Annotated in this window: 25 protein-coding genes; 4 read left to right on the forward strand and 21 right to left on the reverse strand. The window is 64.8% G+C overall.

Annotated elements, in window-relative coordinates; genetic code table 11:
• Positions 1-163 precede the first annotated feature (163 nt).
• Positions 164-1,648, reverse strand: a complete 1,485-nt coding sequence (locus tag J2R78_RS03005) for a PLP-dependent aminotransferase family protein (RefSeq protein ID WP_253609643.1) — start codon at positions 1,646-1,648, stop codon at positions 164-166.
• A gap of 47 nt (positions 1,649-1,695) precedes the next feature.
• Here J2R78_RS03005 and J2R78_RS03010 point away from each other — a divergent pair, with 47 nt between their 5' ends.
• The gene (locus J2R78_RS03010) at positions 1,696-2,637 is read left to right on the forward strand and encodes a DMT family transporter (RefSeq protein WP_253609644.1); all 942 of its coding nucleotides are present in this window, start codon (positions 1,696-1,698) and stop codon (positions 2,635-2,637) included.
• Positions 2,638-2,777: 140 nt separating this feature from the next.
• Here the strand turns inward: J2R78_RS03010 and J2R78_RS44650 are convergent, their stop codons facing one another.
• On the reverse strand, positions 2,778-3,101 hold the full coding sequence (locus J2R78_RS44650) for a DUF1127 domain-containing protein (RefSeq protein ID WP_256558770.1): 324 nt from the start codon (positions 3,099-3,101) through the stop codon (positions 2,778-2,780).
• A gap of 157 nt (positions 3,102-3,258) precedes the next feature.
• On the opposite strand from J2R78_RS44650, the gene J2R78_RS03015 reads away from it, so the two are divergent.
• The gene (locus J2R78_RS03015) at positions 3,259-4,839 is read left to right on the forward strand and encodes a winged helix-turn-helix domain-containing protein (RefSeq protein WP_253609645.1); all 1,581 of its coding nucleotides are present in this window, start codon (positions 3,259-3,261) and stop codon (positions 4,837-4,839) included.
• Positions 4,840-4,927: 88 nt separating this feature from the next.
• On the opposite strand, the gene J2R78_RS03020 is transcribed toward J2R78_RS03015, so the two are convergent.
• The 17 genes from J2R78_RS03020 to J2R78_RS03100 all read right to left on the reverse strand — a co-directional run bounded on the left by J2R78_RS03020 (position 4,928) and on the right by J2R78_RS03100 (position 20,970).
• Positions 4,928-5,983, reverse strand: a complete 1,056-nt coding sequence (locus tag J2R78_RS03020; RefSeq protein WP_253609646.1) for a YeeE/YedE family protein — start codon at positions 5,981-5,983, stop codon at positions 4,928-4,930.
• A gap of 109 nt (positions 5,984-6,092) precedes the next feature.
• On the reverse strand, positions 6,093-7,127 hold the full coding sequence (locus J2R78_RS03025; protein WP_375166972.1) for a zinc-binding alcohol dehydrogenase family protein: 1,035 nt from the start codon (positions 7,125-7,127) through the stop codon (positions 6,093-6,095).
• 76 nt (positions 7,128-7,203) lie between these two features.
• Positions 7,204-8,661: an indoleacetamide hydrolase gene (gene iaaH / locus J2R78_RS03030; RefSeq protein WP_253609647.1), complete on the reverse strand. Its 1,458-nt coding sequence runs from the start codon at positions 8,659-8,661 to the stop codon at positions 7,204-7,206.
• 32 nt (positions 8,662-8,693) lie between these two features.
• A complete protein-coding gene (paaK, locus tag J2R78_RS03035; protein ID WP_253609648.1) occupies positions 8,694-10,025 on the reverse strand; it encodes a phenylacetate--CoA ligase PaaK in 1,332 nt (443 codons plus the stop codon).
• Between the two features lie 20 nt (positions 10,026-10,045).
• Positions 10,046-10,501 (reverse strand): hydroxyphenylacetyl-CoA thioesterase PaaI, encoded by a 456-nt coding sequence (gene paaI, locus J2R78_RS03040; RefSeq protein WP_057017660.1) that lies wholly within the window; start codon positions 10,499-10,501, stop codon positions 10,046-10,048.
• 176 nt (positions 10,502-10,677) lie between these two features.
• Positions 10,678-11,757, reverse strand: a complete 1,080-nt coding sequence (paaE, locus tag J2R78_RS03045) for a 1,2-phenylacetyl-CoA epoxidase subunit PaaE (RefSeq protein WP_253609649.1) — start codon at positions 11,755-11,757, stop codon at positions 10,678-10,680.
• Positions 11,758-11,885: 128 nt separating this feature from the next.
• Positions 11,886-12,389, reverse strand: a complete 504-nt coding sequence (paaD, locus tag J2R78_RS03050; RefSeq protein ID WP_253609650.1) for a 1,2-phenylacetyl-CoA epoxidase subunit PaaD — start codon at positions 12,387-12,389, stop codon at positions 11,886-11,888.
• Positions 12,383-13,159 (reverse strand): 1,2-phenylacetyl-CoA epoxidase subunit PaaC, encoded by a 777-nt coding sequence (gene paaC, locus J2R78_RS03055; RefSeq protein ID WP_253609651.1) that lies wholly within the window; start codon positions 13,157-13,159, stop codon positions 12,383-12,385. Before paaC ends, paaD begins: the two co-directional genes overlap by 7 nt.
• Before the next feature lie 143 nt (positions 13,160-13,302).
• A complete protein-coding gene (gene paaB / locus J2R78_RS03060) occupies positions 13,303-13,590 on the reverse strand; it encodes a 1,2-phenylacetyl-CoA epoxidase subunit PaaB (protein WP_016842890.1) in 288 nt (95 codons plus the stop codon).
• 12 nt (positions 13,591-13,602) lie between these two features.
• Positions 13,603-14,595, reverse strand: a complete 993-nt coding sequence (gene paaA / locus J2R78_RS03065; RefSeq protein WP_092083264.1) for a 1,2-phenylacetyl-CoA epoxidase subunit PaaA — start codon at positions 14,593-14,595, stop codon at positions 13,603-13,605.
• 76 nt (positions 14,596-14,671) lie between these two features.
• Positions 14,672-15,541: a phenylacetic acid degradation operon negative regulatory protein PaaX gene (gene paaX, locus J2R78_RS03070; RefSeq protein WP_253609652.1), complete on the reverse strand. Its 870-nt coding sequence runs from the start codon at positions 15,539-15,541 to the stop codon at positions 14,672-14,674.
• A gap of 204 nt (positions 15,542-15,745) precedes the next feature.
• Positions 15,746-16,516 (reverse strand): triacylglycerol lipase, encoded by a 771-nt coding sequence (locus J2R78_RS03075; RefSeq protein ID WP_253609653.1) that lies wholly within the window; start codon positions 16,514-16,516, stop codon positions 15,746-15,748.
• Positions 16,517-16,705: 189 nt separating this feature from the next.
• The gene (locus J2R78_RS03080) at positions 16,706-17,989 is read right to left on the reverse strand and encodes a DUF445 domain-containing protein (RefSeq protein ID WP_253609654.1); all 1,284 of its coding nucleotides are present in this window, start codon (positions 17,987-17,989) and stop codon (positions 16,706-16,708) included.
• Positions 17,990-18,226: 237 nt separating this feature from the next.
• Complete coding sequence (locus J2R78_RS03085) at positions 18,227-18,703, reverse strand: phasin (RefSeq protein WP_253609655.1); 477 nt, start codon at positions 18,701-18,703, stop codon at positions 18,227-18,229.
• Positions 18,704-18,884: 181 nt separating this feature from the next.
• Complete coding sequence (locus tag J2R78_RS03090; RefSeq protein ID WP_225647966.1) at positions 18,885-19,481, reverse strand: GNAT family N-acetyltransferase; 597 nt, start codon at positions 19,479-19,481, stop codon at positions 18,885-18,887.
• 26 nt (positions 19,482-19,507) lie between these two features.
• A complete protein-coding gene (locus tag J2R78_RS03095; RefSeq protein WP_253609656.1) occupies positions 19,508-20,590 on the reverse strand; it encodes an alpha/beta hydrolase in 1,083 nt (360 codons plus the stop codon).
• Entirely contained in the window at positions 20,587-20,970 is a 384-nt protein-coding gene (locus tag J2R78_RS03100; RefSeq protein WP_057017659.1) for a hypothetical protein, read from the reverse strand. Before J2R78_RS03100 ends, J2R78_RS03095 begins: the two co-directional genes overlap by 4 nt.
• Before the next feature lie 178 nt (positions 20,971-21,148).
• Between J2R78_RS03100 and J2R78_RS03105 the strand changes: the two genes are divergently transcribed.
• Both J2R78_RS03105 and J2R78_RS03110 read left to right on the forward strand, forming a co-directional pair.
• The gene (locus J2R78_RS03105; protein ID WP_253609657.1) at positions 21,149-22,069 is read left to right on the forward strand and encodes an alpha/beta fold hydrolase; all 921 of its coding nucleotides are present in this window, start codon (positions 21,149-21,151) and stop codon (positions 22,067-22,069) included.
• 219 nt (positions 22,070-22,288) lie between these two features.
• Positions 22,289-22,753 carry a nuclear transport factor 2 family protein gene (locus J2R78_RS03110; protein WP_253609658.1) on the forward strand — a complete coding sequence of 155 codons (465 nt, stop codon included), beginning with the start codon at positions 22,289-22,291 and terminating at the stop codon, positions 22,751-22,753.
• A gap of 65 nt (positions 22,754-22,818) precedes the next feature.
• Here the strand turns inward: J2R78_RS03110 and J2R78_RS03115 are convergent, their stop codons facing one another.
• Positions 22,819-23,493 (reverse strand): spermidine synthase, encoded by a 675-nt coding sequence (locus tag J2R78_RS03115; RefSeq protein WP_253609659.1) that lies wholly within the window; start codon positions 23,491-23,493, stop codon positions 22,819-22,821.
• Between the two features lie 134 nt (positions 23,494-23,627).
• Positions 23,628-26,861 carry a bifunctional cytochrome P450/NADPH--P450 reductase gene (locus J2R78_RS03120; protein ID WP_253609660.1) on the reverse strand — a complete coding sequence of 1,078 codons (3,234 nt, stop codon included), beginning with the start codon at positions 26,859-26,861 and terminating at the stop codon, positions 23,628-23,630.
• Positions 26,862-26,927: the final 66 nt, after the last annotated feature.

Consider the following 26,927-nt stretch of genomic DNA (forward strand, 5'->3'; position numbering starts at 1 on the left):
TCGTACACCCTCGTGAATGGATGCCGTGCCCATCGTGCCCCCCTTGTTCCGGAGCACCGAAAACACGACACTTCACGAGCTACAAACAGGCGACAGATCACGAGCTACTGACACGGTCGAGACGGCAACTTGACACGTCGGGCAACTCAGGGATATTCTTCCATTATTCCGAAATCGCGCGAACGCCCCTCTCTCCACGCGCCGCGCTCTTGCCGGTCAGGCAGTTCGCCATGATCCGCACCGCGGCGCCGATCTCGTTCTCGCGCCAGGCGGCGAAGCCGAGCAACAGGCCGTGGTCGCGCGGCCGCTCCAGCGCGAGGCTCGACAGTGCGCGCACCTCGACGCCGGCGGCCACCAGCCGTGCCACGGCGTTCCGGTCCGCGGTGCCATCCTTGAAGCGGGCAATCAGCTGCATGCCGCCCGGCGGCACCTCGGCGGTGAGCACCTCGCCGAGCTGCCGCGCCAGCGCCGCCGCGAGGTGGTCGCGGCGCGCGCGATAGATCCGCCGCATCCGCCTGACATGCGCCGGGAAATGCCCGTCGGCCATGAAACCGGCCAGCGCCTCCTGGACATGCACGGAGGCGATCAGCCCGAGATGGCGCTGCGCGATCTCCATCGTCCGCGCCAGTGATGGCGGCACCACCAGATAGCCGATGCGGATATCGGCGGTCATCGCCTTGGCGAAGGTGCCGAGATAGAGCACGCGTCCCTCGCGATCGAGCCCCTGCAGCGCCGGCATCGGGCGGCTGTCATAGTGAAACTCGCCGTCGTAATCGTCCTCGACGATCCAGGTCTTGCCGGGCTCGGCAGAAGCCAACAGCTCGGTGCGGCGCGCGACCGGCATCACGCGCCCTGTGGGGTGCTGATGTGACGGCGTCGCGAAGATGAGCTTCGGCGCGCGCGCCGCGCGCGTCCGCATCATGCCCCATTGATCGAGCCTGACACCGACGACGTTTGCACCGGCGGCACGAAACGCCGCCGCCGCACCGGGATAGCCGGGATCCTCGGTCCACACCGCATCGCCGGCGACGATGGTGGTCGCGGCGATCAGCGTCAGCGCAGCCTGCGCCGTCGGCAGCACCAGGATCTGATCGGCCTCGGCGCGCACGCCGCGGCTGACTTCGAGATAATCGCGCAAGGCTTCGCGCAGGCTCGGCCGGTTGACCACGGTCTGGTCGTTGAAGCGGCGGCGCAACGCGCTGCGGCGCAGGCAGCGCGCCCAGATCTCGTGTGGAAACTCGCGCGCATCCGCAAGCCCGGGCCGCAGCGGCCGGAAATCGGCCTGGTAGGACAGCGGCCAATCCGTATCGGAGAGCTGCAAGGCCCAGGGCGACAGCAACGGTTTGCGGGCGGCATCACGGCGTGGCGCAGGCAGAGCCTTGGCGAAGCGCGCCTCGATATCGTCGGTCACAACCGGCCGCCGCCGCGCCGCGACCCGCAGATACCCCTCGGCGACGAGCTGCTCATAGGCATGCGTCACGGTGTTGCGCGCCACGTCGAGCTCTGCCGCAAGGCTGCGGCTCGATGGCAGCATGGCGCCGCTCCTGATCCGGCCGCTCGCCATCAGCGCGCGCAGCTGCTGGGTCAACTGCGCGGCCAGCCCGGCATCGTCCGATCGCTTCAGCGCGAGCAATTCGGCGAGGATCAATCTGGCTCCACTATTCTACCAAATTTGGCTCTTTCGAGAGAGCCAGCATGATCCTATTCACAAGCGGTATTGCCTGCAAGGATCCTGCCGTGAACCAGTCACTCTCCCCCGCCAAGGCCGCCGCCCTGTTCATCGTCGTGGTGCTGGCCTGGGGCATCAACTGGTCGGTCACGAAATCGCTGGTCGAGGCGGTGCCGCCGCTGTGGACCGCATCGATCCGCAGCTGGGTCGCCCTGATCGCGCTGCTGGTGATCCTGCGCGCCAGCGGCAATTTGATCATTCCGCGGATCGCCGATGTCCCGGTCGTGCTCAGCGTGGCGCTGCTGCACATGACGTTTTTCTCGACGCTGGTCGCCGCCGGCCTGCGCTATCTCCCGGCCAGCAAGGGCGTCGTGCTCGGCTACACCACGCCGCTCTGGGTCGCGCTTGCCGCGGCCGCCGCGCGCACCGAACGGCTCGGGACGCTCAAGCTTGTCGGCGTCGCGCTGGGACTCGCCGGGCTCGGCGTGATCCTCAACCCGGCGTCGCTGGACTGGAGCAATCTGCATGTCCTCGCCGGCGCCGGCATGATCATCATCGCCGCGATCTGCTGGGCCGCGAACATCATCTATATCCGCTCGCACCGCTGGATCGCGACGCCGCTGCAATTGCTGCTGTGGCAGGTGCTGGTCGCGACGCTGGTGCTGACGATGTCGGCGCTCGTCACCGAAGGCATGCCCGAGGTGAAATGGTCGCCACACCTGCTGCTGCTGTTCCTCTATTCCGGCTTCATCGGTACGGCGTTGGCCTATTGGGCGATGTCCATGGTCAACAAGAGCCTGCCGGCACTGACCACCTCGCTCGGCACCACGGCGACGCCGATCGTCGGTATCGTGACCGCAGCCCTCTTGCTCGGCGAGCCGATCGATCTCTCGCTGGCGATTGCCGCGGCCCTGATCGTCGGTGGGATCGCGCTGAGCTCGCTCGCGGATGCGCCATTACGTGCGTAATTAGGGCCTGTGCTCATAGATTCGTCACGTCCGCTTCGGTCTCGGAAGCTGACGTCGAAACCGACGCGCTGCATGTCGGCCTTGGGCCAGAAGCAGCCATAACGGCTTGTAGCAGACCGCGATCGTTTCCGCGCATTGCACTAGCGAGGTTTGACGCGTGTTTCTGAGAGGTGCTTGTCCCAATGTGGGTGGATTTGGCCGTCTGCTGTTGGCAGGTATTGGACCCATTCGGCTAGTATGCCTCTCGGGTCGATATCTCTGTTCGACACGACGTAGTCAATCTCGCTTCGCGTCGTGCCAATATCCATTAGCTCGCGGTCCGTCAGGCGGCATAATTCCGTCTGCAGCCTCCGGCGTTTGCGCCACATCTGAAATGCCTGCCAGTAGGCTTCGAGCGGACTATAGACCGGCTGGTTAGTAGTTGCTGGATGCTGAAACTTGGTGATCTCGTGGACCGTGCTCATTGCGGTACGTCCTGTCTGCTTTTTCACAGGATGAACATGCCGTACGGTGAGCCACCGCGCCTGACATCCGGCTTACATTTTCCTTACCTCCGGCTTATTCTTTGCCCCCGAACAGCGTTAAAGCCTGAAAATAGAGGGCCGCCTAAGGGATCCTGAGATGCGCTATTTCTTCGAGGAGTACGCATTCGATACTGACCGTCGCGAGCTACATCGCGGGACGATCCCTGTTCCCATCGCGCCACAGGTCTTCGATCTACTCCAATATTTGATCCGGCACAGAGAGCGCGTCGTTAGCAAGGACGATCTCATCAGCGCCGTTTGGAATGGACGCATCGTCTCTGATGCCGCGCTGACAACCCGCCTGAATGCCGCTCGGGCCGCGATCGGTGACGACGGTGATAAGCAGCGCCTAATCAAAACATTGCCGCGCAAAGGCTTCCGCTTCGTTGGCGCAGTGCACGAAGGGCGGAAGCTCTCAACTGCGTCGGTCAGTTCGGCGGTGCAGAACGACGGCGCGGTGCAAAGGCCGGCATCACCGCCTCGTCTTTCCATTGTTGTGTTGCCATTTGCTAACCTCAGCGACGACCCGGACCAAGACTACTTCGTCGATGGTGTGACGGAAAGCCTCACTACGGATTTGTCGCGGATCAGCGGCTCCTTGGTGATCGGGCGACACACCGCATTCACCTACAAGGGCAAAGCGGCTGACCTCAAGCAAATCGGTCGCGAGTTGAACATCCGGTATGTGCTAGAAGGCTCCGTACAGCGCCACGAAAGCCGACTTCGCGTCAACGTGCAGCTGATAGACGCTGAAACCGGCACGCATTTATGGGCGGACCGCTTTGACAAACCCGTCGCCGATCTGTTCGATATGCAAGACGAGATCATATCTAGGCTAGCTAACTCCTTGGACGCGCAGCTCGTCGCAGCCGAGGCCATGAGAGCACAACGTTCGGCGCATCCCAATTCAATGGAGTTGTACTTCCAGGGCAGAGCTAAGCTCAATATGGGCTTGACTTCCGAATATATCTTGCAGGCGCGCCACTTTTTCGAGCGCGCCCTGACGCTTGATCCCGGCAATATCGAAGCGCGTCTGGGCTTAGCGCATGTTGATGGCACTGTTGGTGCCGGCTACATGACCGACAATCGGATGAAGTACCTTACCGTGGCAGAAGTGGCCGTTATGCATGTCCTGACCCTCGCGCCGAGCCACCCCTTGGCTCACTTACATTTGGGAACAGCAAAAATTTTCACGAACCGCGTGTCCGAGGGCATTGATGAACTACAACACGCTTTGGGGCTGGACCGAAATCTGGCCCATGCGCACGGGTTAATCGGTCAAGCCAAGATTTTCCTCGGTCGCGGCGGGGAGACTGAGGCGCATGTCCTAGAGGCACTCCGCCTGTCTCCCCGCGACATTCATGCCTTCATGTGGATGCAGTATGTCGGCTTCGCTAAGTTGCAACTTAGTGCCGACAAGGAAGCCGTCTGTTGGCTCCGCAGGAGCATCGACGCCAACCGAAATTATCCGTTTGCGCATCTTGGGCTCGCCGCTGCCCTAGCACTGCTTGGAGCACTCGATGACGCGCGGGCCGCCGCGCAAGCAGGGCTCGCGCTTCAACCTAATTTCAGCATCCGCCGCTTCCGCGCCAGCCCGTCGACCGATAATCCAGCTTATCTCGCCAAACGTGAGCGCATTTATGAGGGCATGCGATTGGCAGGAGTACCGGAGGGGTAATGTCGCAGATGGGTCATAAGCCGCCGATAACTACCGAACCGGGCAACTTCCGCTTTATGACGGGAAGCCGACGGTTATGAGTACACGCCTAGGCCGTCGCAAGCGGCCTGACCCGCAAGCTCCCGCGCAGGCCGGCGCCGGTGCCGAGCATGATGCCGGCGATCGCGATGAGGGACGACAGCGAGAGCGTCGACAGCCCAGTCAGCCCCTGCCCGACCGAGCAGCCGAACGCCATCACGCCGCCCGCGCCCATCAACGCGGCGCCGCTCGCCGAGCGCAGCATATGCTGCGGCGACCGGTAGCCTTCGAGCTGGAAGCGCCCGGTGGCGATGGCCGTGATCAGGCTGCCGGCGAACACGCCGAACACGGTGACGATGCCGAAATTGAGCGTCGAGCCGGTCGACAGCATGACGTATTGCAGGGCGTCGGCGATCGGTGCGATGAAGGTCAGCGAGGTCACCGGCACCGGATTGAAATCATCGGCGCCGAGATAGCCTGTCGCGTACCAACCGCCCGCCACCAGCAGGCCGACGATCAGGCCGGCCGCGATCTGGCCGGGCGATTTTCGGAACGGCGCATGGGCAAAGGCGAAGATGATCAGGACGGCTGCGAGCACTGAGGCCGCGACCATCCGCGCCGGCACCGTGCCGAGGCCGATCCCTGCCAGCAGCGCCGGCACCGAATTGGCTGACACCGTGGCCTGCGACGCCTGTACCATCGCGATCCGCAGCGGTGCGATCAGGCCCTTCAGCGTCATCTCGGCGAAGATGCCGAGCACGATCACGACCACGAAGGAGCGCAGATTGCCGCGCCCGAGCAGCACCAGCGCTCGGGAGCCGCAGCCGTTCGACAGCACCATGCCGTAGCCGAACAGCAGCCCGCCGAGGAACATCACCGGCGCCGAGAAGGACGGCTGCAGATAGATCGACTTGCCGAGATCGACAAGGCCTGCCGCCGCCAACAGCTGCGAGGCTGCGATCGCGACGCCCATCGCCAGCGCATAGGTGCGCGCCAGGCGGCCGTCGCCCTCCGCCCACCAGCCGCGCAGGCCGCTCATCATGCAGAAGCCGCTGAGCAGCCCGACCGAGCCATAGATCAGGCCGATGATCAGGGCGGCGAGGATGACGATCGTGGCGGGGTCCATAATAGTCCTTCAATTACGTTCGTCATTGCGAGCGACGCGAAGCAATCCATACTATCACGCTGGAGAGAATGGATTGCTTCGTCGCTTCGCTCCTCGCAATGACGGTGAACTAGGGTCGCAGGATCACGCGGTCGCGCGACGATCCTGCCACGGCAACAAACGCCGCCTTGGCCTGTTCCAGCGGATAGATCGCGCTCGGCTTGATCGGGAATGGCTTCAGATGTCCGCCGGCAAAGCCCGGCGCGAGCTCGCGCAACACCTCGCCGGTCGCAACCGACGACAGCGCAAGCGTGTCGATGCCGACATAGGTGTGCTGGCCGCGGTAGAATTCGAGGATGTTGAACTGCACGATGCGGTCGACCGCCGCGATCAGGATCTGGCGGCCGCGCAACGCCAGCGACTTGTGCGCGGCCTGGAAATAGGGATCGCCGACCGTGTTGTAGACGATGTCGGCGCCCCTGCCGCCGGTCAGCTCGCGCACGCGAGCGGCGACGTCGGTGGTCGAGGCGTCGATCACCTCGACCGGCGAATTGCTGTGGCCTTCATAAGGCTCGCTCTTGCGCACCACGCCGATCACGCGCGCGCCATGCCAGCTCGCGATCTGCACCGCGGCCTGCCCGACCTTGCCGTTGACGCCCATCACCAGCACGCTCTCGCCCGTCTTCGGCAGGCCGGCGCGGCGCAGGCCCTCCATCGCGGTGACGAAGGGCACGCCGATCCCGGCGGCTTCGTCCCAGGAAATGCCGGCGGGTTTCTCCACCACGGCATCGCGCTCGACCACCAGACGCGTGGCATGGGTGCCGTCGCGGCGGATGCCGAGGTCTCCGGACGAGCCGAACACGTCGCGCCCGATGAATTCAGCGGGACCATCGATTACGACACCGGCGTAGTCGCGACCCGAGGTACGCGGGAATACGGCATAGGGCATCAGCCCGGTCGCGGCCTTGACGTCGGACGGATTGACCGCGGCGGCCTTCACCTCGATGAGCAGATCGTCCGCCCCGCGCGACAACACATGGGTCTCGACCACCGGCGCCACCGCCGCAGCGTTCTCCGCCTTTGTCAGCAGGCGGACGCAGCGCGAGTCGACAGGATGACGATTTGCTTGCGGAGCCGGCGGCATCAGCGTTCCAGTCCTGGTCATGAAGCGCGCCGTTGAAGCGCGCGGATGGTGGCGGCCAAGTGGCCTCCGGTCATGACTAATCGACTGACCGATCAATTCAAGGGGCTTGTTGCGGCCGGCGGTGTCGGAGCTTCGGCGGCGGGGCCGTGCCCAGGGTCGCCTCGATCGACAGGCCGAGCCCGAGCAGCCTGGCATCGCTTCCGACCGGACCGTCGAGCTCGAGCCCAACCGGCAGGCCATCGGACGTCATGCCGGCATAGAGCGACAGCCCGGGAAGGCCGGCATTGCTGCCGGGATCGGTGTTGCGGATCATGGTGCCGAAGGTCGGCACCGGCGCGCCGCCATTGACCGACATCTCGCCGGATCCATTCTTCTCGTCGATGACCGGTGCAGGCGCGACCGTGGTCGGAAACAGGATCGCATCCAGCCTGTTGTCCCTGAGATACGCGGCATAGATCGCCTGCAGCGCCGGCCGCTGCACGTTGATTGCATCATCATAGGCGGCGCCGAACGCATCCGCCGTGATGGCACCGAATGCGCCGACGACATCAGGACTGGCGACGCCGGCCGCGATGTCGGACAGCGTGATCCCCTCGATCCCTGAAGCGGCAAGCCAGGCCGGGATATCGGCGATCGGTTCGTGCAGCGCGACCACGAAGGACACCTTGCCGTTCTGCTCAAACAGATCGGGCATATCGACATCGACCAACACCGCGCCGGCCGCCGAGAGCCGGGCACAGGCTGCGCGGGCGACGGCTTCGACATCGCGATCGAGGCCACTCCAGAAACAGGCGGGAATGCCGAGACGCACGCCGCGTAGCGGGATGCTCGTTGCCAGCGGCGTGCCTGTCATCACGGCATCGAGCAGCGCGACATCGGCGACGGTGCGTCCCATCGGGCCGACGGTGTCGCGGGTATGGCTGATCGGAACCACCTGGTTGTCATCGTGATAACGCCGCTCGGCGCCGCCATCGCCGACTGAAGGCCGAAGGCCCACGGTCCCGGTCAACGCCGCGGGCACGCGGGTCGAGCCGCCAGTGTCCGATCCGAGGCCACAGGTGGCGATGCGCGCGGCGATCGCCGCCGACGTTCCGCCGGACGACCCGCCCGGGATCCGGCTCGTGTCGTACGGATTCCGCACCGGTCCTGCGAACGGTGCGAGATTGGTACTGGTGATGCCGAAGGCAAGCTCGTGCAGATTGGTCTTGCCGATGACGACGGCACCCGCATCGAGCAGCTTTTGCAGCGACGGCGCATTGCGCGCAGGCCGCGCGTGTTGCAGCGCCGGCGTGCCGCCCGATGTCGGCAGATCTGATGTGTTGATATTATCCTTCACGACGATCGGAAGCCCGGCCAGCACGCCGGTCCGCGTCCCGGCATCGACCTCGCGCGCCGCAGCAAGCGCGCCGTCGCGGTTCAGCACGATGAAGGCGTTGAGGTGCTTGAGCCGCTCCGCACGATCGAGCGCGGCCTCGACGACACTGACCGCCGTTACCTTGCCGGCGCGGATATCAGCCAGGATCTCCGCAGCGGTCGTTTCATTGGTGTCGGCCATACCCTGCGCCCTGTTGAATTGCAGGGATTAGGCTATTCTTTCGGCCGCTTGTCGTAAACACGTTTCGCCTTGCCGAGCGAACGCTCCAGCGTCTCGGGCGCAACGACGCGGACGCGGGTGGAGATGCCGATCGTGTTCTTGATGAAGGCGGAGACCTTCTCGGCGTGTGCAGTCAGCCCCTCGCCGTCCCAGCTCTCGGGCCGGGCTTCGGCGAGCACCGTCATCTCGTCCATACGGCCCTCACGGGTCAGCTCGATGACAAAGTGACCGCCGCACCAGTCGGTCGCCAGCAGCGCTTCCTCGATCTGGGTCGGGAACACATTGACACCGCGCAGGATGATCATGTCGTCGGAGCGGCCGGTCACCTTCTCCATCCGCCGCATGCCGGGCCGCGCCGTGCCGGGCAACAGCCGCGTCAGATCGCGGGTGCGGTAGCGGATGATCGGGAAGGCCTCCTTGGTCAGCGAGGTGAACACCAGCTCGCCCTTCTCGCCGTCGGGCAGCACCTTGCCAGTCATGGGATCGATCACCTCGGGGTAGAAGTGGTCCTCCCAGATATGCAGGCCGTCCTTGGTCTCCACGCATTCCTGCGCGACGCCGGGACCGATCACCTCGGACAGGCCATAGATGTCGGTGGCGTCCATATCGAACGCCTGCTCGATCTCGACGCGCATCGCATTGGTCCAGGGCTCGGCGCCGAAGATGCCGAACTTGAGCGACGATTTGCGCGGGTCGAGGCCCTGCCGCTTGAACTCGTCGAGGATCGCCAGCATGTAGCTCGGCGTCACCGTGATGATGTCGGGCCGGAAATCATTGATGAGCTGCACCTGCCGCTCGGTCATGCCGCCCGAGATCGGGATCACCGTGCAACCCAGCCGCTCGGCGCCGTAATGCGCGCCGAGGCCGCCGGTGAACAGGCCGTAGCCATAGGCGTTGTGCATCAGCATGCCGGTGCGGCCGCCGGCGGCGCGGATCGATCGCGCCATCACGTCCGCCCAGGTGTCGATGTCGGCTTTGGTGTAGCCGACCACGATCGGCTTGCCGGTCGTGCCCGAGGAGGCATGGACCCGCACCAGCTGCTCGCGCGGCACCGCGAACATGTTGAAGGGATAATTGTCGCGCAGATCGGTCTTCACCGTGAACGGAAATTTGGCGAGATCGGGAAGCTGCCTGAAATCGGACGGATGCACGCCGGCGGCATCGAACGCCTTCCTGTAATGCGCGACATTGTCATAGGCATGCTTGAGCGACCAGGCCAGCCGCCTGGTCTGCAGCGCCATGATCTCGTCGCGCGAGGCGCGCTCGGCCGCATCGAGCTCGGCGTGATAACCGCTGTCCTTGACCTTGAGCTTTGCCGTTGCCATCGACGTTTCCCCTGAAGCCTTTATGCCTTGATGTCCGTGTCGGGCAGCCAGGTGCCCGCTATCACGCGCGAATGCCCGCGGAATTCGGCGATCACGCTGTCGCCGGAGGTCACGCTCACGTCGTAGATTCCCGAGCGGCCATTGCGCGAGATCTCGCGCGCGGTCGCCACCAGGCGGTCGCCAAGCTTGCCGGGCCGGATGAAAGTGACGTTGCCCTGCGCCGCCACCGCGCGATCGTTGCGGCTGTTGCAGGCAAAGGCGAAGGCTGAATCGGCCAGCGTGAAGATGTAGCCGCCATGACAGATGCGCTGGCCGTTGACCATGTGCGGCTGCACCGTCATCGCCATCACCGCCTGCCCCGGCCTGATCTCGACGAGCTCCATGCCGAGGCCCTTGCTGGCGTCGTCTTCCTTCCACATCGCGTCCGCGCAGGCGCGGGCAACGTCCTCGGGCGATAGCGTGGCCTTCACGTTCACATCGAACTCCCTGTGCCCGGGCCCGTTGCGGAGGGCCTCTTGGTGTCAAGCGTCAGTGTTGGGCGCGACGCACGAGGCGTCAACGCTACTTCCGTCATTCCGGGGCGATGCGCAGCAGCGAACCCGGAATCTCGAGATTCCGGGTTCGCTTCGCGCCCCGGAATGACAATCAACAACTAGACGTGGTCGTAGTCGACCACGACCTTCTCAGAGCACGGCTTGGCCTGGCAGGTGAGGATGAACCCCGCCTTCAGCTCCCACGGCTCCAGCGAATAATTCAGGTCCATCGGCGCCTCGCCTTCGACCAGCTTGGCGCGGCAGGTCGAGCACATGCCGCCCTTGCAGGCGAACGGCAGGTCCATGCCGGCGCGCAGCGCGGCGTCGAGGATCGACTCGCCGTCGGCCACCGGGACCTCGCGGCGCTTGCCGTCGATGATCAGCCCGGCAATCGCCTTGGGCGGCGCGCCGGCCGGAACGACGACCTTCGGACGCGGCTTGCCGCCGAATTCCGACACGAAGCGTTCGACATGGATACGCTCGTCGGCGATGCCGATCTCGCGGCAGGTCGCCTCGATCGTCTCGCTCATCGCGGCCGGTCCGCAGACGAAGACGTGATCGACGGTCGCAGCCGGCACCAGCGAGCGCAGCAGCACCCGCACCTTCTCGCCGTCGAGCCGGCCGTGCAGGATCGGAATGTCCTGCTCCTCGCCCGAGATGACGTGGAATACCGAGAGCCGCTGCATGAAGCGGTCCTTCAGCTCCTCCAGCGCCTCGCGGAACATGACGCCCTCGGTCGAGCGATTGCCGTAGAACAGGAAGAAGCGGCTGTCCGGCTCGCGCGCCAGCACGCCCTTGATGATCGAGAGGATCGGCGTGATGCCGCTGCCGGCGGCAAAGCCGACATAGGTCCGCGCCTCGCCCGGCGCGTGGGCGACGCCGAAACGCCCGGTCGGCGTCATCACGTCGAGCTCGTCGCCGGTCTTCAATTCCTCGGCCGCCCAGTTCGAGAATGCGCCGCCGTCGACCTTCTTCACCGCGATGCGCAATTCGCCGTCGTCGGGACCGGAGCAGATCGAATAGGACCGGCGAACCTCCTCGCCGTCCATCGTGGTGCGCAGCGTCAGATACTGGCCGGGCGTGAAACGGTAGTCGCCTTGCAGATCGTCAGGAATCGCAAAAGTCATCGAGATCGCGTCCGACGCCTCGCGGCGAAGGTCGCTAACGGATAGGCGGTGGAATCGTGGCGTAAGGGACATCGCTTATCTCTCCCCGTCATTGCGAGGAGCGAAGCGACGAAGCAATCCATCGCTCAGCGTACGCCGAACCATGGATTGCTTCGCTTCGCTCGCAATGACGGCCTTGGCGGCAAATAACGACATCATAGTCAATGACACTTGAAGTAGTCGAAGGGTTCACGGCAGCTCCTGCAGCGCCACAGCGCCTTGCAGGAGGTCGAGCCGAATTCGGAAAGCAGCTCGGTATCAACGGAGCTGCATTGCGGGCACATCACATGCTGCTCGCCGAACAGCGCGCGGCGCGAGGAGCCCGGCAGCGGCGGCGCGATGCCGTATTCCCTGAGCTTGCGGCGGCCGTCCTCGCTCATCCAGTCGGTGGTCCAGGCCGGCGCCAGCACGGTGCGGACCTTCGGCTTATGAATGCCTTCACGCTCCAGCGCGAGCTCGATCTCGAGCGCGATCATGTTCATGGCGGGACAGCCGGAATAGGTCGGCGTGATCGCGACCTCGACATGCCCGTCGTGGACCGCGACATCGCGCAGCACGCCGAGATCGGCGATGGTCAGCACCGGGATCTCGGGATCGACCACCTGCGCGGCCGCGCTCCAGGCGCGCCGGCGCAGATCGGCATCGCTGAGCGCAACGGTCACCATGTTGCCCCCGGAAAGGTCCGCTGCATCGATTGCAGCTCGCTGAGGAGATGGCCGAGATGTTCGCTGTGGCTGCCACTGCGGCCGCCCTGCTGCATCCAATCGCTCTTCGGCAACGACAGCGTCGCCTCTTTGATGATGCCGGTGACCGTCTTCCGCCAGCGCGGCTGCAGCGCCGCGGGATCGATCGCGATGCCGGCATCGATCAGGCCGCGCTCGCCGTCATCGATCGTGAACATCTCGCCGGTATAGGCCCAGAGGTCGTCGATCGCATCCTGCGCGCGGCGATGGCTCTCCTCGGTGCCGTCGCCGAGGCGAACGATCCATTCCGACGAATGCCTGACATGATAGGCACTCTCCTTCTCCGACTTCGCCGCGATCGCGGCAAACGTCGGATCGGACGAGGCCATCATGGCGCGCCAGTAGAGATCGGCAAATGCCGCGTAGAAGAACTGCCGCACCATGGTGCGGGCAAAGTCGCCGTTCGGCTGCTCGACCAGCAGCAGATTGCGGTACTGCCTGACGTCGCGCAGATAGGCGAACTTGTCTTCGTCGTTGCCTCGGCCTTCGACCTTGGCCGCGTAGCTGTAGAGCTCACGGGCCTGACCGAGCAGGTCGAGGCCCATATTGGCGAGCGCCATGTCCTCTTCCATGGCGGGCGCATGGCCGCACCATTCGGACAGCCGATGGCCGAGGATCAGCGCATCGTCGGCGCGGCGCAGCGCGTAGAGCACCAGCGGCGTTTCGGAGACTTCGATGTTGGCGGTTGCCATGTTCTCTATTCCACCTGCATCCACTTGCTCGACGTCATCCTGAGGAGCCTGCGCAGCAGGCGTCTCGAAGGATGGCCGCGGTTACGATCGGGCGTCATGGTTCGAGACGGCGCTGCGCGCCTCCTCACCATGACGGGTGAAATTCACATGTGCCCGACTTCGTCGGGGACGTCGTAGAAGGTCGGGTGACGGTAGATCTTGGATTCCGCCGGCTCGAACATCATGCCCTTCTCGGACGGATCGGACGCGGTGATCGCGTTCGAGGGCACCACCCAGATCGACAACCCCTCGCCGCGGCGGGTGTAGATGTCGCGCGCGGCCTGCAGCGCCAGCGTCGCATCGGCCGCGTGCAGCGAGCCGACATGCTTGTGCGCCAGCCCATTGCGGCTGCGGATGAAGACTTCCCAGAGCGGAACGTTCGGCGTGGCCATGGCGGCGCTCCCTTATTCTGCGGCTTGCGCGAGCTGGCGGCGCTTGCGCTTCTCGGCATAGGCCATCGCGGCCTCGCGCACCCAGGCGCCCTCCTCATGTGCCTTGCGGCGCGCGGCGAGACGATCGCGGTTGCAGGGGCCGTTGCCTGCCAGCACCTGCTTGAATTCGTCCCAGTCGATCGGGCTGTGTTCCCAATTGCCGTTTGCGTTCTGCTTCATGCCGGGATCGGGGATCGTCAATCCGAGGAACTCGGCCTGCGGCACGGTGGCGTCGATGAATTTCTGGCGCAGCTCATCATTGGAGAAGCGCTTGATCTTCCATTTGGTCGAGGTGTCGCTGTGCTGGCTGACCTGGTCCGGCGGACCGAACATCATCAGCACCGGCCACCACCAGCGATCGAGCGCGTTCTGCGCCATCGCCTTCTGCTCCGCGGTGCCGCGGCACAGCGTCACCATGATCTCAAAGCCCTGGCGCTGGTGGAACGATTCCTCCTTGCAGACGCGGATCATCGCGCGCGCATAGGGGCCGTAGGAGCAGCGGCACAGCGGGATCTGGTTCATGATCGCCGCGCCGTCGACCAGCCAGCCGATGGTGCCGATGTCGGCCCAGGTCAGCGTCGGATAATTGAAGATCGAGGAATATTTCGCCTTGCCCGATAGCATCGCGTCGACCAGCTCCTCGCGCGAGGTGCCGAGCGTCTCGGCGGCGGCGTAGAGATAGAGGCCGTGGCCGCATTCGTCCTGCACCTTGGCGAGCAGCGCGGCCTTGCGGCGCAGCGACGGCGCGCGGGTGATCCAGTTGCCCTCGGGGAGCATGCCGACGATTTCGGAATGGGCGTGCTGGGAAATCTGCCGCGTCAGCGTCTTGCGGTAGGCGGCGGGCATCCAGTCGTTCGGCTCGATGCGCTCGTCGGCATCGATGCGGGCCTGGAACTGACTGGCACGGGCGACATCCTCGACGCCGCGATCGTCGCCGTCGGATGAGTTGAGCGCCTGCGTGTACATGGCCGACCTCCCAATGTGTTGTTAGGTAGGAATATATAACATAAATTTCCAAATGCAAGATATTTTTGTAATATATTCAGGCGCCCTCGAAACGGCGCGCCACCGCCCCGTTGGACTTCGGCAGCGGCCCGTCCTCGTTGGTTGCGTGGTCGTCAAGCCATTGTTCCGACGGCGAAAGCAGCCCGCGATAGATCTCGCCGCAGAGTTTGCGCGCCGCCCTGCCCGGCCAATCCTTCGGCAGCAGCTGATAAGGCAGCAGCGGATCGCGCAGCACGACGCGGCGGTAATGGTGGATCAAGAGAATGCGCGCGGTGAAGGCGTCGGCGTCGCTCAGCGTCTCGCCGCGGATGATTGAGCCGTGCAGCGGCTCGAACGTCTTCATGAACTTCAGATAGGCGTCCGCGGTGCGGTCGAGCGGCCAGCTTTCGCTGAGCAGCCGGCGTCCGCTGTCATCTTCCGCGGAGACTTCGAGCCGGATCGCACGCGACGCTTCATCGGGGATCGGCACGCCCGACGGCGCGACCCACACGCCGGGCAGCGGGCTGCCGAAGCCGGCATTCTTCAATGCCTCGCGCGCGGCGTCGCGGTCCTCGGCATTGCCGATCAACAACAGCTCGAAGCGGCCGGTCCAGTCCGACGGCGGCGGATCGTAGATGTGCCGCGTCGCGGTGTCGAAGGTCTGCCGGCCCTTGGCGTTCAGCCGATAAAAACTGTTGCGGCCGACCTTGTTGCGCTCGAGCCAGCCGTCGGCGGCGAGCCGCGACATCGCGGTGCGCACCACATTGCCGTCGATGTCGAGCGACTTGAAGAATTCGAGCAGCGTGCCGAGCCACACCGAGCCGCCGCGCGGCACGATGGAATCTCCGAACACGGTGATGATGATCGAGCCGGTGCGTGACGGCTCGCGCTTCAGCTGATCGACGATGCGGGCAAGCGGCTGTGGCATGCCCAACGCATAGCGCGTTTTGTCGATTCACGACAATGCGGGTTCTTCTCCTTCTCCCCGCGTGCAGGGAGAAGGTCGGGATGAGGGGGCTCTCCGCAATCACGGTGCGAGTTGCGCTCGTGGAGACTCCCCCTCACCCGGATCGCATTGCGCTGCGCTTCATGCGATCCGGCCTCTCCCCGCAAGCGGGGCGAGGCAAGCAAGTCAGCGATTGGGATCCGGATAGACGATGCTGCGCCAGCCGCTGCGATCGAACGGCGCCCACTCGCCTTCCTTCTGCGCGAGGCGATCGGCGACCGCGTAGACCACGGCCGGGTGATGACCCATGCCGCAATGGCTGCTCTCGACCTCGATGCTGTCGGTCATCGACGAGGCCTGCTCGCGGCAGCCCTGCCAGGCGCAGACGCCGTCGGTGCGGCTGAAGATCGCGGTGGTCGGCACCGGCGGCGCGCTGGCGAGCGAGCCGCCGAAACGCGAATCCTCTTCATCGGCGCGCCGGCCGCTGGCCATCTCATAGACGCGCCAGGCGTTGGTCGACTTCGGGCCGGCGGCAAACGGGCTGCCGAGCGTGATCACCTGGCGCACGCGCTCCGGCATCATCTTGGCGAGCTGGCGCGCATAGAGGCCGCCGAGGCTCCAGCCCACCACCGAGACCTTGCGGCCGGTCGTTTCATTCATCTGCTGCAGCAGCTCGATCATCCCGTCCTGCACGCCGGCGCGAAGCCCGAGATTGCGGCCCTGGCGCCAGCCGCTGACGGCGTAGCCCTTGCTCCTGAGAAAGTCGCGCAGCGGCCGGGTCGACATGTCGGAAGCGATCAGCCCCGGCAGCACCAGCACCGGATGCCCATCGCCGCGCGGCGCGAGGCTGAGCAGCGGCAATGCACCAAGAAAGGCGCCGAGCTCATGAATGGCGCGGCCTTCCAGAAACATCAGCGTCCTGGACGGCGGGCGTAGCGTCTGCGCAGCAACGGACATTTCAGCTCCTCTTCCGGCAGGACCGCCGGCAATGGGACCAACGAGAATGGTCAACGGAATTGACGCAAACCCGGCGGAATCGTTCCGCAACGCAACAATCTGTCCTGAAAAGCTAGGGAACCGGACACTTTCGTGCAAGCGGTCCAGGTCACACTTGCCACAACTAAAGTGACTTTCGTGCCCAATCGGTCACAGCAGCCGCAGCGTGTACTCCAGGGTGTAAAGCGCAAGCCCGGCAAGCCCGCCGATCAGCGCGCCGTTGAAGCGGATGTATTGCAGGTCCTTGCCGACATTGACCTCGATCAGGGAGATCAGCTGCTCCATGTCCCAGCTCTTCATCTGGTCGGCGATAAAGCCCGAGACGCCGCTCTTCTGCTCGGCGACGACGGTGCGCAGGATGGCCACCAGGCCCTGATTGATCTCGCCGCGCAGATCGGCGTCGCCGTCGAGCGCGTCGCCGGCCTCGACCAACATTCGCGCCAGCTGATGCTGCAGCACCTGCGACTCGCCCGAGGCGCTGCGTTCGATGAAGTCCTTGACGTTGGCCCAGATGGTGCGCCCGAGATTGGCAAGCTCGGGCCGCGCCATCAAATCGCGCTTGAGACCATCGATGCGATCGGCGAACGCCTTGTCGCTGCCGAGCCGGTCGACAAAGGACAGCAGCATGCGGTCGAATTCGCCGCGGAACGGATGCTGCGGGTCGTTGCGCACTTCCTCGAAGAATTTCGTGGCGGACGCGATGATCCGGTTCACCACGAACTTGTCTGCACGATAGAGCCTGAGCAGCGTCGGCATCTCGGCGCGGACCTTGTCGCGGATCACGGCCATGGTCTCCTGCTGCGTCAGCGTCTGGTGCAGCACGCGCAGGATGTCGTCGAGCAGGCCGCCATGCTTGCCCTCCTGCACGAAGCCGCGCAGCGCGCCGGCCGCAAGCGGCGCGAGGTCGATCGAGAGCACCTGCGTCGTGACGCGGCGGCTGATGAACTGCATCAACCCCGAGCTCTCGGTCGCCGCGAATGCCTCGGGCAGCATCCGCAGCACGAAGCGGGCGAGATCCTCGGAACGTTTGCGGTCGCGCAGCCAGTCGGCGATGAACGAACCGAAATCGATCTCGCGCAGCTTGGCCTCGACCGGCCCGGATTCCAAAAAGTTGTTCTCGATGAACTCGCCGAGCTTCTCGGCGATGCGCGCCTGATTGCTCTGGATGATCGCGGTGTGCGGGATCGGCAGGCCGAGCGGCCGCTTGAACAAGGCGACGACGGCATACCAGTCGGCGAGCCCGCCGATGGTTGCGGCCTCGGCAAATGCAGCGATGAAACCGAACACCGGATGCACCGGCAGCAGCGCTTTCGCTGCGATGAAGATGACGAAGGTTGCCGCCAGCACGCCGGTCGCCAGCCACTTGACGCGCCGCAGCTCGGCGGCGCGTTCGACGTCGACTGGCGTTGCGATGAGGGCGGCGGGAAGGGTCATGTGGTTTCGCGGGGGTGACGAACGAAGCATAGCATGGCTCACCGCCGTCATTCCGGGGCGTGCGAAGCACGAACCTCAGGTGCGCAATTGCGCACCGGGGAATCTCGAGATTCCGGATCGCCGCTTCGCGTCGTCCGGAATGACGGTGGACACATGAGCTATGAAGGACACCGCCAAAAAAGAAGGCCCGCAAAATGGCGGGCCTTCGAAAAGGGCAGTTGGTCAGCGCGGCCGCGATCAGGCGGTCTTGCCGTAGACCTTGGCGAAGTTGTCCTGCGCGGTCTTCGCACCGTCGGTGACGAGCTTGCCGAGATACTCGGTGGTGGCCTTCGCCCGCGAGACGAACAGTTCGCCACGCGCACGGGCCAGCTCCGACTGGATCTGGGCGGCTTCGCTCAGCGACTTGGCGGACGCGAGCTTGTCGATACCAGCGAAGAACGCCTCGGCGTCCTGGTAGATCGCCTGCTGGATGTTGCGGCTGATCTTGGCGGCTTCGGTCACCGAACCGGCAACAGCGGACTCGATCACGTTGGTCACCTTCTCCGAGCCGGCATAGGCATCGGCAGCGCGGGTCTTGGCCGCCTCGGCCTGCTTCTTCACGAACTCACGGGCGGCTTCCGGAACTTCCAGGTTCTGAAGCTTGGTGAACGCCTCGGTGACGGGCGCGAAGGCTTCCTTGACGCCGTTCAGCACGGAATTGGTTTCGGTGGTCATTGGGGTCTCTCCATCCTCAGGTTTGAGCTATGGGCTCACCCCGTCCGGTTTGGCCCGGGGCAACGGTGTTATGACACACCTCATGGTGCACCGCAACATCGATGTTGCGGCGCGATATCACAAACCTGTGAACAGCACGAAGATCCGGCAGATTGCCTAGAGAACCAGCAGAATGAGGTTTCTAATTACCTCCGACCGCGTCGGACACCCCGTAAGCCTCCATTTGGGCCCGGACCTGAGCCACATTGTGCCCCAACACGACGATGTCGTGGGTCTTGCCCTCGACGTCGCGGACATGGTCGCGCAGCAGGGCCTCCGCCTTGAAGCCGAGGCTCTCGAACAGCGCGATCGCCGCCCGCTGGTCGACGGTCATCTGCACCGAGAACTTCTCCAGCCCGGCACCGAGCGCGATGGCGAAGGTCTCCTGCGACAATGCCCGGCCGACGCCCTGCCCGCGCACGTCGAGCGACACCACCATCCGGATCTCGCCGACATGCGGCGACCAGGAATGCGGATCGCGCACCAGGGTGCCGCAGCCGACCACCTTGCCGTCCTTGATCGCGAGCAGGCTCGTGATGTCGCCGCGCTCGATCTCGTTGATCCAGGCCGACAGCACCTTCGGCTGGCTGATATTGCGCGGCAGGAACAAGAGATCATGCGTCGGCAGCTTTTGCGCGAAGGCCAGCACCGCGGCCTCGTGGTCCCGAATCATCAGGCGAAACTCGATGTCGCCCGCCTCGGTCTTGACGCGGCGCGGATAGGAACGTTGTTCGGTCATGTCGATCTCTCTCAAGTCGACCCTTCTTAGGTCGATCTCTTGCTCAACCAGGAGTCCAGTTTCGGCCACAGCCGCTTGATTGCATTGGCGCCGGCGACCAGCGAGACGTGACCGCCTTTCAGCATCACCTCCTCCTTGTCCTCGGAGCCGATCTTGGTGATCAGATGCTTTGCCGCATCATACGGCACGATGTGGTCGTGCTCGGCGACCGCGTGCAGGATCGGCACCTTGATGTCGGCAAGCTTCGCCTCGCGGCCGCCGACCGTCATGGTGTCGTTGTAGAGCTTGTTGTCCCACATCAGGTCCTTGGTGATGGCGCGGAAATATTCGCCCGCGAGCGGCAGCGTGTCGGTCGCCCAGCGATCGAACATCCGGTACGACTTGACGAACTCGTCGTTCCAGATGTTGTCCCAGAGCTGGATCTGGCCGACGACACGCGCGGCCGGCCGCAACATGTCGAACGATTGCAGGATCAGTTCGGGCGGCATGTTGCCGGTGCTGTCGATCAGCCGGTCGACGTCGAAATAGCGGCGGTCGGCGAAATTCGAGAACAGCTTCATCTCGCGGAAATCGATCGGCGTGGTGAAGCAGATCAGATTCTTCATCGGCCCGTCGTTGAAGATCGAGCCATACAGCAGCGACAGCACGCCGCCGAAGCAATAGCCGATCACCGAGACTTCCTTTTCGCCGGAATCCTGCTGTACGCGGCGGACCGATTCCGGGATGAAGTCGAGGACGTAATCCTCCATGCGAAGCGATTTTTCCTCGGGCTTCGGCGCACTCCAGTCCAGCATGTAGACGTCGAAGCCACGCTTGAGCAGGAACTCGATGAAGCTCTGCCCCGGCACCAGGTCGAGGATGTAGCCGCGGTTGGTGGTCGCCATCACGATCAGCACCGGCACGCGATAGACTTCGCTGGCCAGCGGCCGGTAGTGATAGAGGTTCATGGTGCCGCGCGAATACAGCACGTCCTTCGGCGTCGAGCCGAGCGACGGGCCGGAGCTCGAGAAATACTCGACGCCCTTGATGCTGCGCTGGATCGCGCGCTGCACCTCGGACTGGACCCGCTCGGAGATCGAGGCGAAATCAAAGGGGGTGGGAGCATTCATTTGCTGCCTCCCTCCGCTGGCGGCTGCTTGGTGCGCGGTGGCCGCGGCGTTGCGCCGTGGCCGTCGTCCGGCGCCAGCGAATTGTGGTGCACCTGCTGCAGCAGCGTCTTGATCTCGTTGAGCTGGTTCTCCATCGATTGCAGGCGCTCCGCCATGCCGACGAGCTGGGCGCGGCTCGGCAGGTTCATCGCCAGCAGATATTTCTCCATCAGCTCGCCGAGCTGCTTCTGCGCGCCGGCCGCAACGCCGCCGGCCTGGTTCATCGCCTTGGAAAATTCCGGCGAGCTCATGAGCTGGTTGCCGAAGGAGTTGAACCCCTTCTCCATCTCGCCAATCATCGTCTGCCAGATCACGGCAGGGTCGTTGCCCTTGTCGGCCATGCGGCGCTCCTCCACACCAATTTCGAGCGCTTGCCGCGCTTCCATTTGTTTCTGCCATACGACACTGTTGCTGCTGATCGGTCAACTGCGCGGCGCGACCAGCGACGCCGAGGCTCTTCTGCGCTGCGTCAATCCGTGGCATAGAGGTTCCTGACCGCGACACCAGCAGGGGACGCCCGTGACCACGCTCGCCCATCAGCCGCCGCAGATCATCCGCGCCAATGGCATCGACATCTGCTACGAGATGTTTGGCGATGCGAATGCCGAGCCGCTGCTCCTGATCATGGGCCTCGGCGCCCAGATGATCCATTGGGACGACGAGTTCTGCCGCCAGCTCGCCGCGCGCGGTTTTCACGTCATCCGATTCGACAACAGGGATATCGGAAAATCCTCCCGCCTGAGCGGCGGCAAGCGGCTGACCGCGCTCGAACTGCTCAAGCTCCGCTTCCTGAAGATCCCGGTCGCAGCGCCCTACAAGCTGGCCGACATGGCGAGGGATACGATCGGGCTGATGGATGCGCTCGGCATCCGCACCGCGCATCTGGTCGGTGCATCGATGGGCGGCATGATCGCGCAGGAGGTTGCGATCACCTTTCCCGAGCGCGTGCGCTCGCTGACCTCGATCATGTCGACCACGGGCAATCCAAAGATCCCGGGGCCGACCCGCGAGGCGACCGCGGTGCTGATGGCGCCGCCGCCGAAGAGCAAGGAAGAGTATTTCGTCCGCTTCGGGCAGACCTGGAAAGTTCTGCGCAACGGCTCGTTTCCCGAGGACGAGGCGCTCGATCCCGAACGCGCGCGGCGCACCTATGAGCGCGGCCTCAATCCGGAGGGCGTCGGCCGCCAGCTCCGCGCCATTCTCGCCTCCGGCAGCCGCAAGGAGCGGCTGCGCGGCGTCAAAGCGCCGACGCTGGTGATCCACGGCACCATCGATCCGCTGGTGCATCCCGAAGGCGGCAAGGACACCGCGGTCTCGATTCCGGGCGCGAAGCTTGTGATGATCGAGGGCATGGGCCACGCCCTGCCAATTCCGATGTGGCCGCAGATCATCGACGCCATCGACAAGCACGCGCATGGCGCGGCGGCGAAGGCGGCGTGAGGCCAGAGCGTTTTCGAGCGAAGTGGATCCCGGTTCGCGTGAAGAAAACGCCCCAAAGCCAAAATCGAGAGCCCCGTCCCGTTTCAATCGGAACGGGGCTCCGGTATCTTCCGGTAACCATGTGAGCCGGGAGTGCGTTCTTCCGGCGCCCGCGCGAAGGCGGTAGACAGCGCGATGCATCGCGCGGGTTGCGCGCCATCAGCCACCGGGAGCAACCAGATGAAGACCATCCTCCGGCCACAGACAGCCGTCGCCGCTCTCCTCCTCGCGCTCGCGTCTTCATCGGCAATGGCGGCTGCCAGCGACGCGCAGCAGGAAGCCAACCGCAAGGCCGTGCTGGCGTTCTACGAGAAGGGGTTGAACCAGAAGGACGCCGACGCAGCGCTCGCCTATGTCGGCAACCGCTATGTGCAGCACAATCCCGGCGCGGCCGACGGCCCCGAAGGATTCCGCAAGTTCATCGGCTTCCTGCGCGAGAAGTTTCCGAACTCGCACAGCGAGATCAAGCGCTCATTCGTCGACGGCGACTACGTGATCCTGCACGTCCACGCCGTGCGCGAGCCCGGCACCCGCGGCAATGCGATCGTCGACATCTTCAAGCTCGAGGACGGCAAGATCGTCGAGCACTGGGACGTGGCGCAGCCCGTTCCGGAGAATCCCGCCAACAGCAACACGATGTTCTAAGGCATCGTGATGGCTTGTGTTCAGCCACTGACATGATCAGGCTGGCGAGCGCGCCGGGACGCCGGCTAGTCCTTGACCGCGATCCAGATCACGTGGCGGACTCCGCGGCCCCGGCCGGTGGCGCGGAGGGCAATTTCGTTGACCGCGAACCCGGCACGAGTCAGCGATTTCGGGAACTTGGCGTTCGGACCGGACGACCAGACCGCAAGCACGCCGCCGCGCCGCAATGCCGCGTGTGCGATCTTGAGCCCGGAGACATCATACAGCGCGTCATTGGCCTTGCGGGTCAGGCCTTCAGGCCCGTTATCGACGTCGAGCAGGATGGCATCGAAGCCGAGCGGCTGGCGGTCGATCACGCTGGCAACATCCTCCTCCCGGATGCTCACGCGCGGATCGTTCAGGCTGTCGCCGAAAATCTCCGCCATCGGACCTCGCGCCCAGGCAACGACCGCCGGCACCAGCTCGGCCACCGTGATCCGCGCCTCGGGTCCGAGCACGGCGAGCGCGGCCCGCAGCGTAAAGCCCATGCCGAGGCCGCCGATCAGAAAATGCGGCCGTGCGACCTTCTCGATCTTCTTCGCGGCAAGCGTCGCCAACGCCTCTTCCGAGCCCGACAGGCGGCTGTTCATCAGCTCGTTGGTGCCTAGCATGATCGAGAATTCGCGGCCTCGCCGCATCAGACGCAATTCACCCTCGGTTCCGGGAATGCGCGCGGTATCGATCTTTTCCCATGGAATCATGCGGCGGCTTGTAACATGGCCGGCACCTCTGCCGTAGCCCGGATGGAGCGAAGCGAAATCCGGGGTCTGCCCCGTCCGCATAAGACGCTGTCCCGGATTACGCTTCGCTTCATCCGGGCTACGAAGGCGTGAGCCTAGCCGCCTGTCCAGACGTCGAGCACGTAGCGGTTCCTGGTGCCCATTTCCTCGATCCAGCGCGCGGCGGCGTCGGTGTCGACACCGGTGCGCTCGCGATAGATCGAGATCAAGGTCGCCTTGACGTCGGGCTCCATCCTGCCGCCGTCGCCGCAGACATAGACGATCGCGCCCTTCTGGATCAGCTCCCAGACCCGGTCCTTCTGCGCGGCGACGAGGTGCTGCACATAGGTCTTCGGGCCGTCGGCGCGCGAGAAGGCGGTGTGGAGTTCACTGACGCCGTCGGCTGCGAACGCCTTCAGCTCATCCGCATAGATGAAATCCTGCTCAGGATGCCGGCAGCCGAAGAACAGCATCGCCGGCCCCAGCGTCGCGCCCTGCGCCCTGCGCGCGGCGCGCTCCTGCAGGAAGCCGCGGAACGGTGCGAGCCCGGTGCCCGGCCCGATCATGATGATCGGCACGGCATTATCATCGGGCAGGCGGAAGCCTGCCTTGGTCTCCTTGATGGTGGCGTGGACGGTGTCGCCGGCGCGGCGGCGCGCCAGATAGTTCGAGCACACGCCCTTGTAGATGCCGCGGCCGGAACTTGCCGGCGCCTCCACCACGCCCACGGTGACACTGCAGCGCTGCGCCTCGCCGGCCGGAGACGACGAGATCGAATAATAGCGCGGCGCCAGCAGTGACAGCATTTCGAGATAGAGGTGGAACGGCAGCTCGCAAGCCGGATATTCCTCGAGCAGGTCAAACACCGATTTGCGCTTGGCCAGCACCTCGGCGCGATAGCGCGCGGCCGAGGCATCGTCGTCGCCGACATAGGCCATCAGCTTCGGTTTGGTCACCGGGCAGCGGGTGTGCTCGGCCATGATCTGGATCTGCTTGCGGGTCGCGACCTGTTGCAGCTCGACGAACTCGGTGAGCAGCCGTCCGACCGACACGGCGTTGCCGACCGGCAATTGCGCGCGGCGGCCTTCTGAGACCTGCAGACGGATCTGGTCGGCCGGCAGGAAGCCGAAGCGGCGCGCAACGGAATCGACCAGGGTCGGATCGTTGCGCGGCACCACGCTGAGATGATCGCCGACGCGATATTTCAGGCTGGTCGGCAGCTCGACCTCGATATGCCGGGTCGAACGCTCCGACGGATGAGCGCCTGCCTTGGTCTGCAGCTCGCTGTTGGCGAGCACCTTCATCGGCACCGCGCCGCCTTGCGTCACGATGGTGTTGACCGCACCCTGCGCCACCGGCTCGATCGCATAGAGCGGCTCGTCCTCGGCGGTGCGGGTGAAATTCCAGTCGATGCCGAATTCCTTGGTCGCGACCTTGGCCGCCTCCGGGAACCATTTCTGGAACTGGCCGTCGAGATCGCTGCGCGCATCGCCCTCGCCGCGCGGATAGACGGCGCGTGCGCCATGCTTGGTGAGCTGCTCGTCGATGAAACGCGGCACCGACTGGTAGGTCGCGGCCCAATCGCTGTTGCCGCAGCCGAACACCGCGTAGCGGACCTTGGCGAAGGCATCCTTCGGCAGGTCGCTCTCGAGCCATTTGACGAACTGCGTCGCGTTGTCGGGCGCCGCGCCATTATAGGAGGCGCAGATGATCAGCACGCCGCCCTCCTCCGGCAGCTTGCCGACATAATCGTCCAGCGGGCCCAGCCGCGTCGCGAAGCCGTTGATCTCGGACAGATCGGCCATGCGGGTCGCCAGCTCCTCGGCGGAGCCGAGATTGGAGCCGTACAGCACCAGCATCGGCGTGTTGTGGCCGGGGCGCGTGGTCGGCGCGCGCGGCGCCTTTGGCGCGGCCGCAACCGCGCCCGTGCTGCCGGCGAACGCGCCGCGGTCCTTGTCGTCGCGCGGCCGTACCTTGATCCTGAAGCCATCCGGCTTGACCGTCAGCGTCTCCTTCAGATGCATCTGGTAACGATGCACGTCGATCAGCTTGAAGCGCTGCAGGATCATCCCGATCGCCAGCGCCGCCTCGTGCATGGCAAAGCCGCGGCCGATGCAGGCGCGCTGGCCGTTGCCGAACGGCTTCCAGGCGTTGATCGGGCGCTTGGCCTCCGCCTCGCGGCTGAAATTCTCGGGATCGAACACGTCGGGGTTCGGGCCCCAGACGCTGGGATCGCGGTGCAGCGCCATCACCAGGATGGTGATGAAGGTGTTCTTCTTCAGCTTGTACTTGCCGCCGATCATCTCATCGTTGAGCGGCGCGATGCCGTAGGCCGGCGCCGGCGGCCACAGCCGCAGCGCCTCCTTCAGGCATTGCGTGATGTAGGTGAGTTGGGTCACCTGCTGATAGGTTGGCCGCGCATTGACGTCGGGACCGAGGACGCGATCGACCTCCTCATAGGCCTTCTTCAGCACCTCCGGGTGCTTCAGCAGCGCGTAGATCGTGCACGACAACAGGCCGCTGGTGGTCTCGTGGCCGGCGATCAGGAAGGTGTTGATCTGGTAGCGGATGTTGACGTCGTCGAGCTGCTCGCCGGTGGCGCGGTCGACGCCGGTCATCATCGCCGCCAGCATGTCCTTCTTGTCGTCGGTCGCGGCGGTGCTGCCGCGCCGCTCGGCGATGATCTCGTCGACCATCTTGTTCATGAAGGCGACGTCGTCGGCGAGCGTCTTGCGCCGCTTCTGCATCCACAGACCCTCGAGCGGCAGGCCGCGGGTCATCATGATGGTTTCGAGCGAGCGCACCAGCGATTCCACGAACGGGTGGTAGTCGCGGCGGTAGAACGAGTTGAAGCGGTAGTCGAAGCCGCAGAGGCCGATGGTGTCGAGGGTGAGCGCCGTCATGTCGTGGACGACCTCGATCTCCTCGTCGGCGTTGAGGCGCTCCCATTTCTTGACCAGCTGCTCGGCGATGTCGACCATGCTCGGGTGGTACGACTGCATGGCGCGGTTGCCGAACGGCTGCATCAGGATGTTGTGCGCCTTGCTCCAGTTCGGCTCCTTGGTGTCGGCGGTGAACAGGCCGTCGCCGCCGACCGCGCGGACCCGGCGCAGCGAGCCGCGCACGGCCTTGTCGAAGCGCTTCTCGTCGGAGAGCTCGTCGACGAGATCGTGACCGGACACGATCACGAGCGGCGCGCCCATCATGTCGAGCCAGAAGATCGGTCCGAGCTCCTTGGAGAGCTTGACGAGATGCTGCACCGGCGCGGTCGAGTCCAGCGACAGCATGTTGCCGACCACCGGCTTCGTCGGCGGATGCGGAATCGGACTCAGTCTGTTGCCGGACGCCATTTTCGAAGTGCCCCCTCTAACCTCAGTCATTCCGGGATGGTCCGAAGGACCAGACCCGGAATCTCG

It is taken from the genome of Bradyrhizobium sp. USDA 4538 (genome assembly GCF_024171045.1).
Lineage (GTDB): Bacteria > Pseudomonadota > Alphaproteobacteria > Rhizobiales > Xanthobacteraceae > Bradyrhizobium > Bradyrhizobium australafricanum.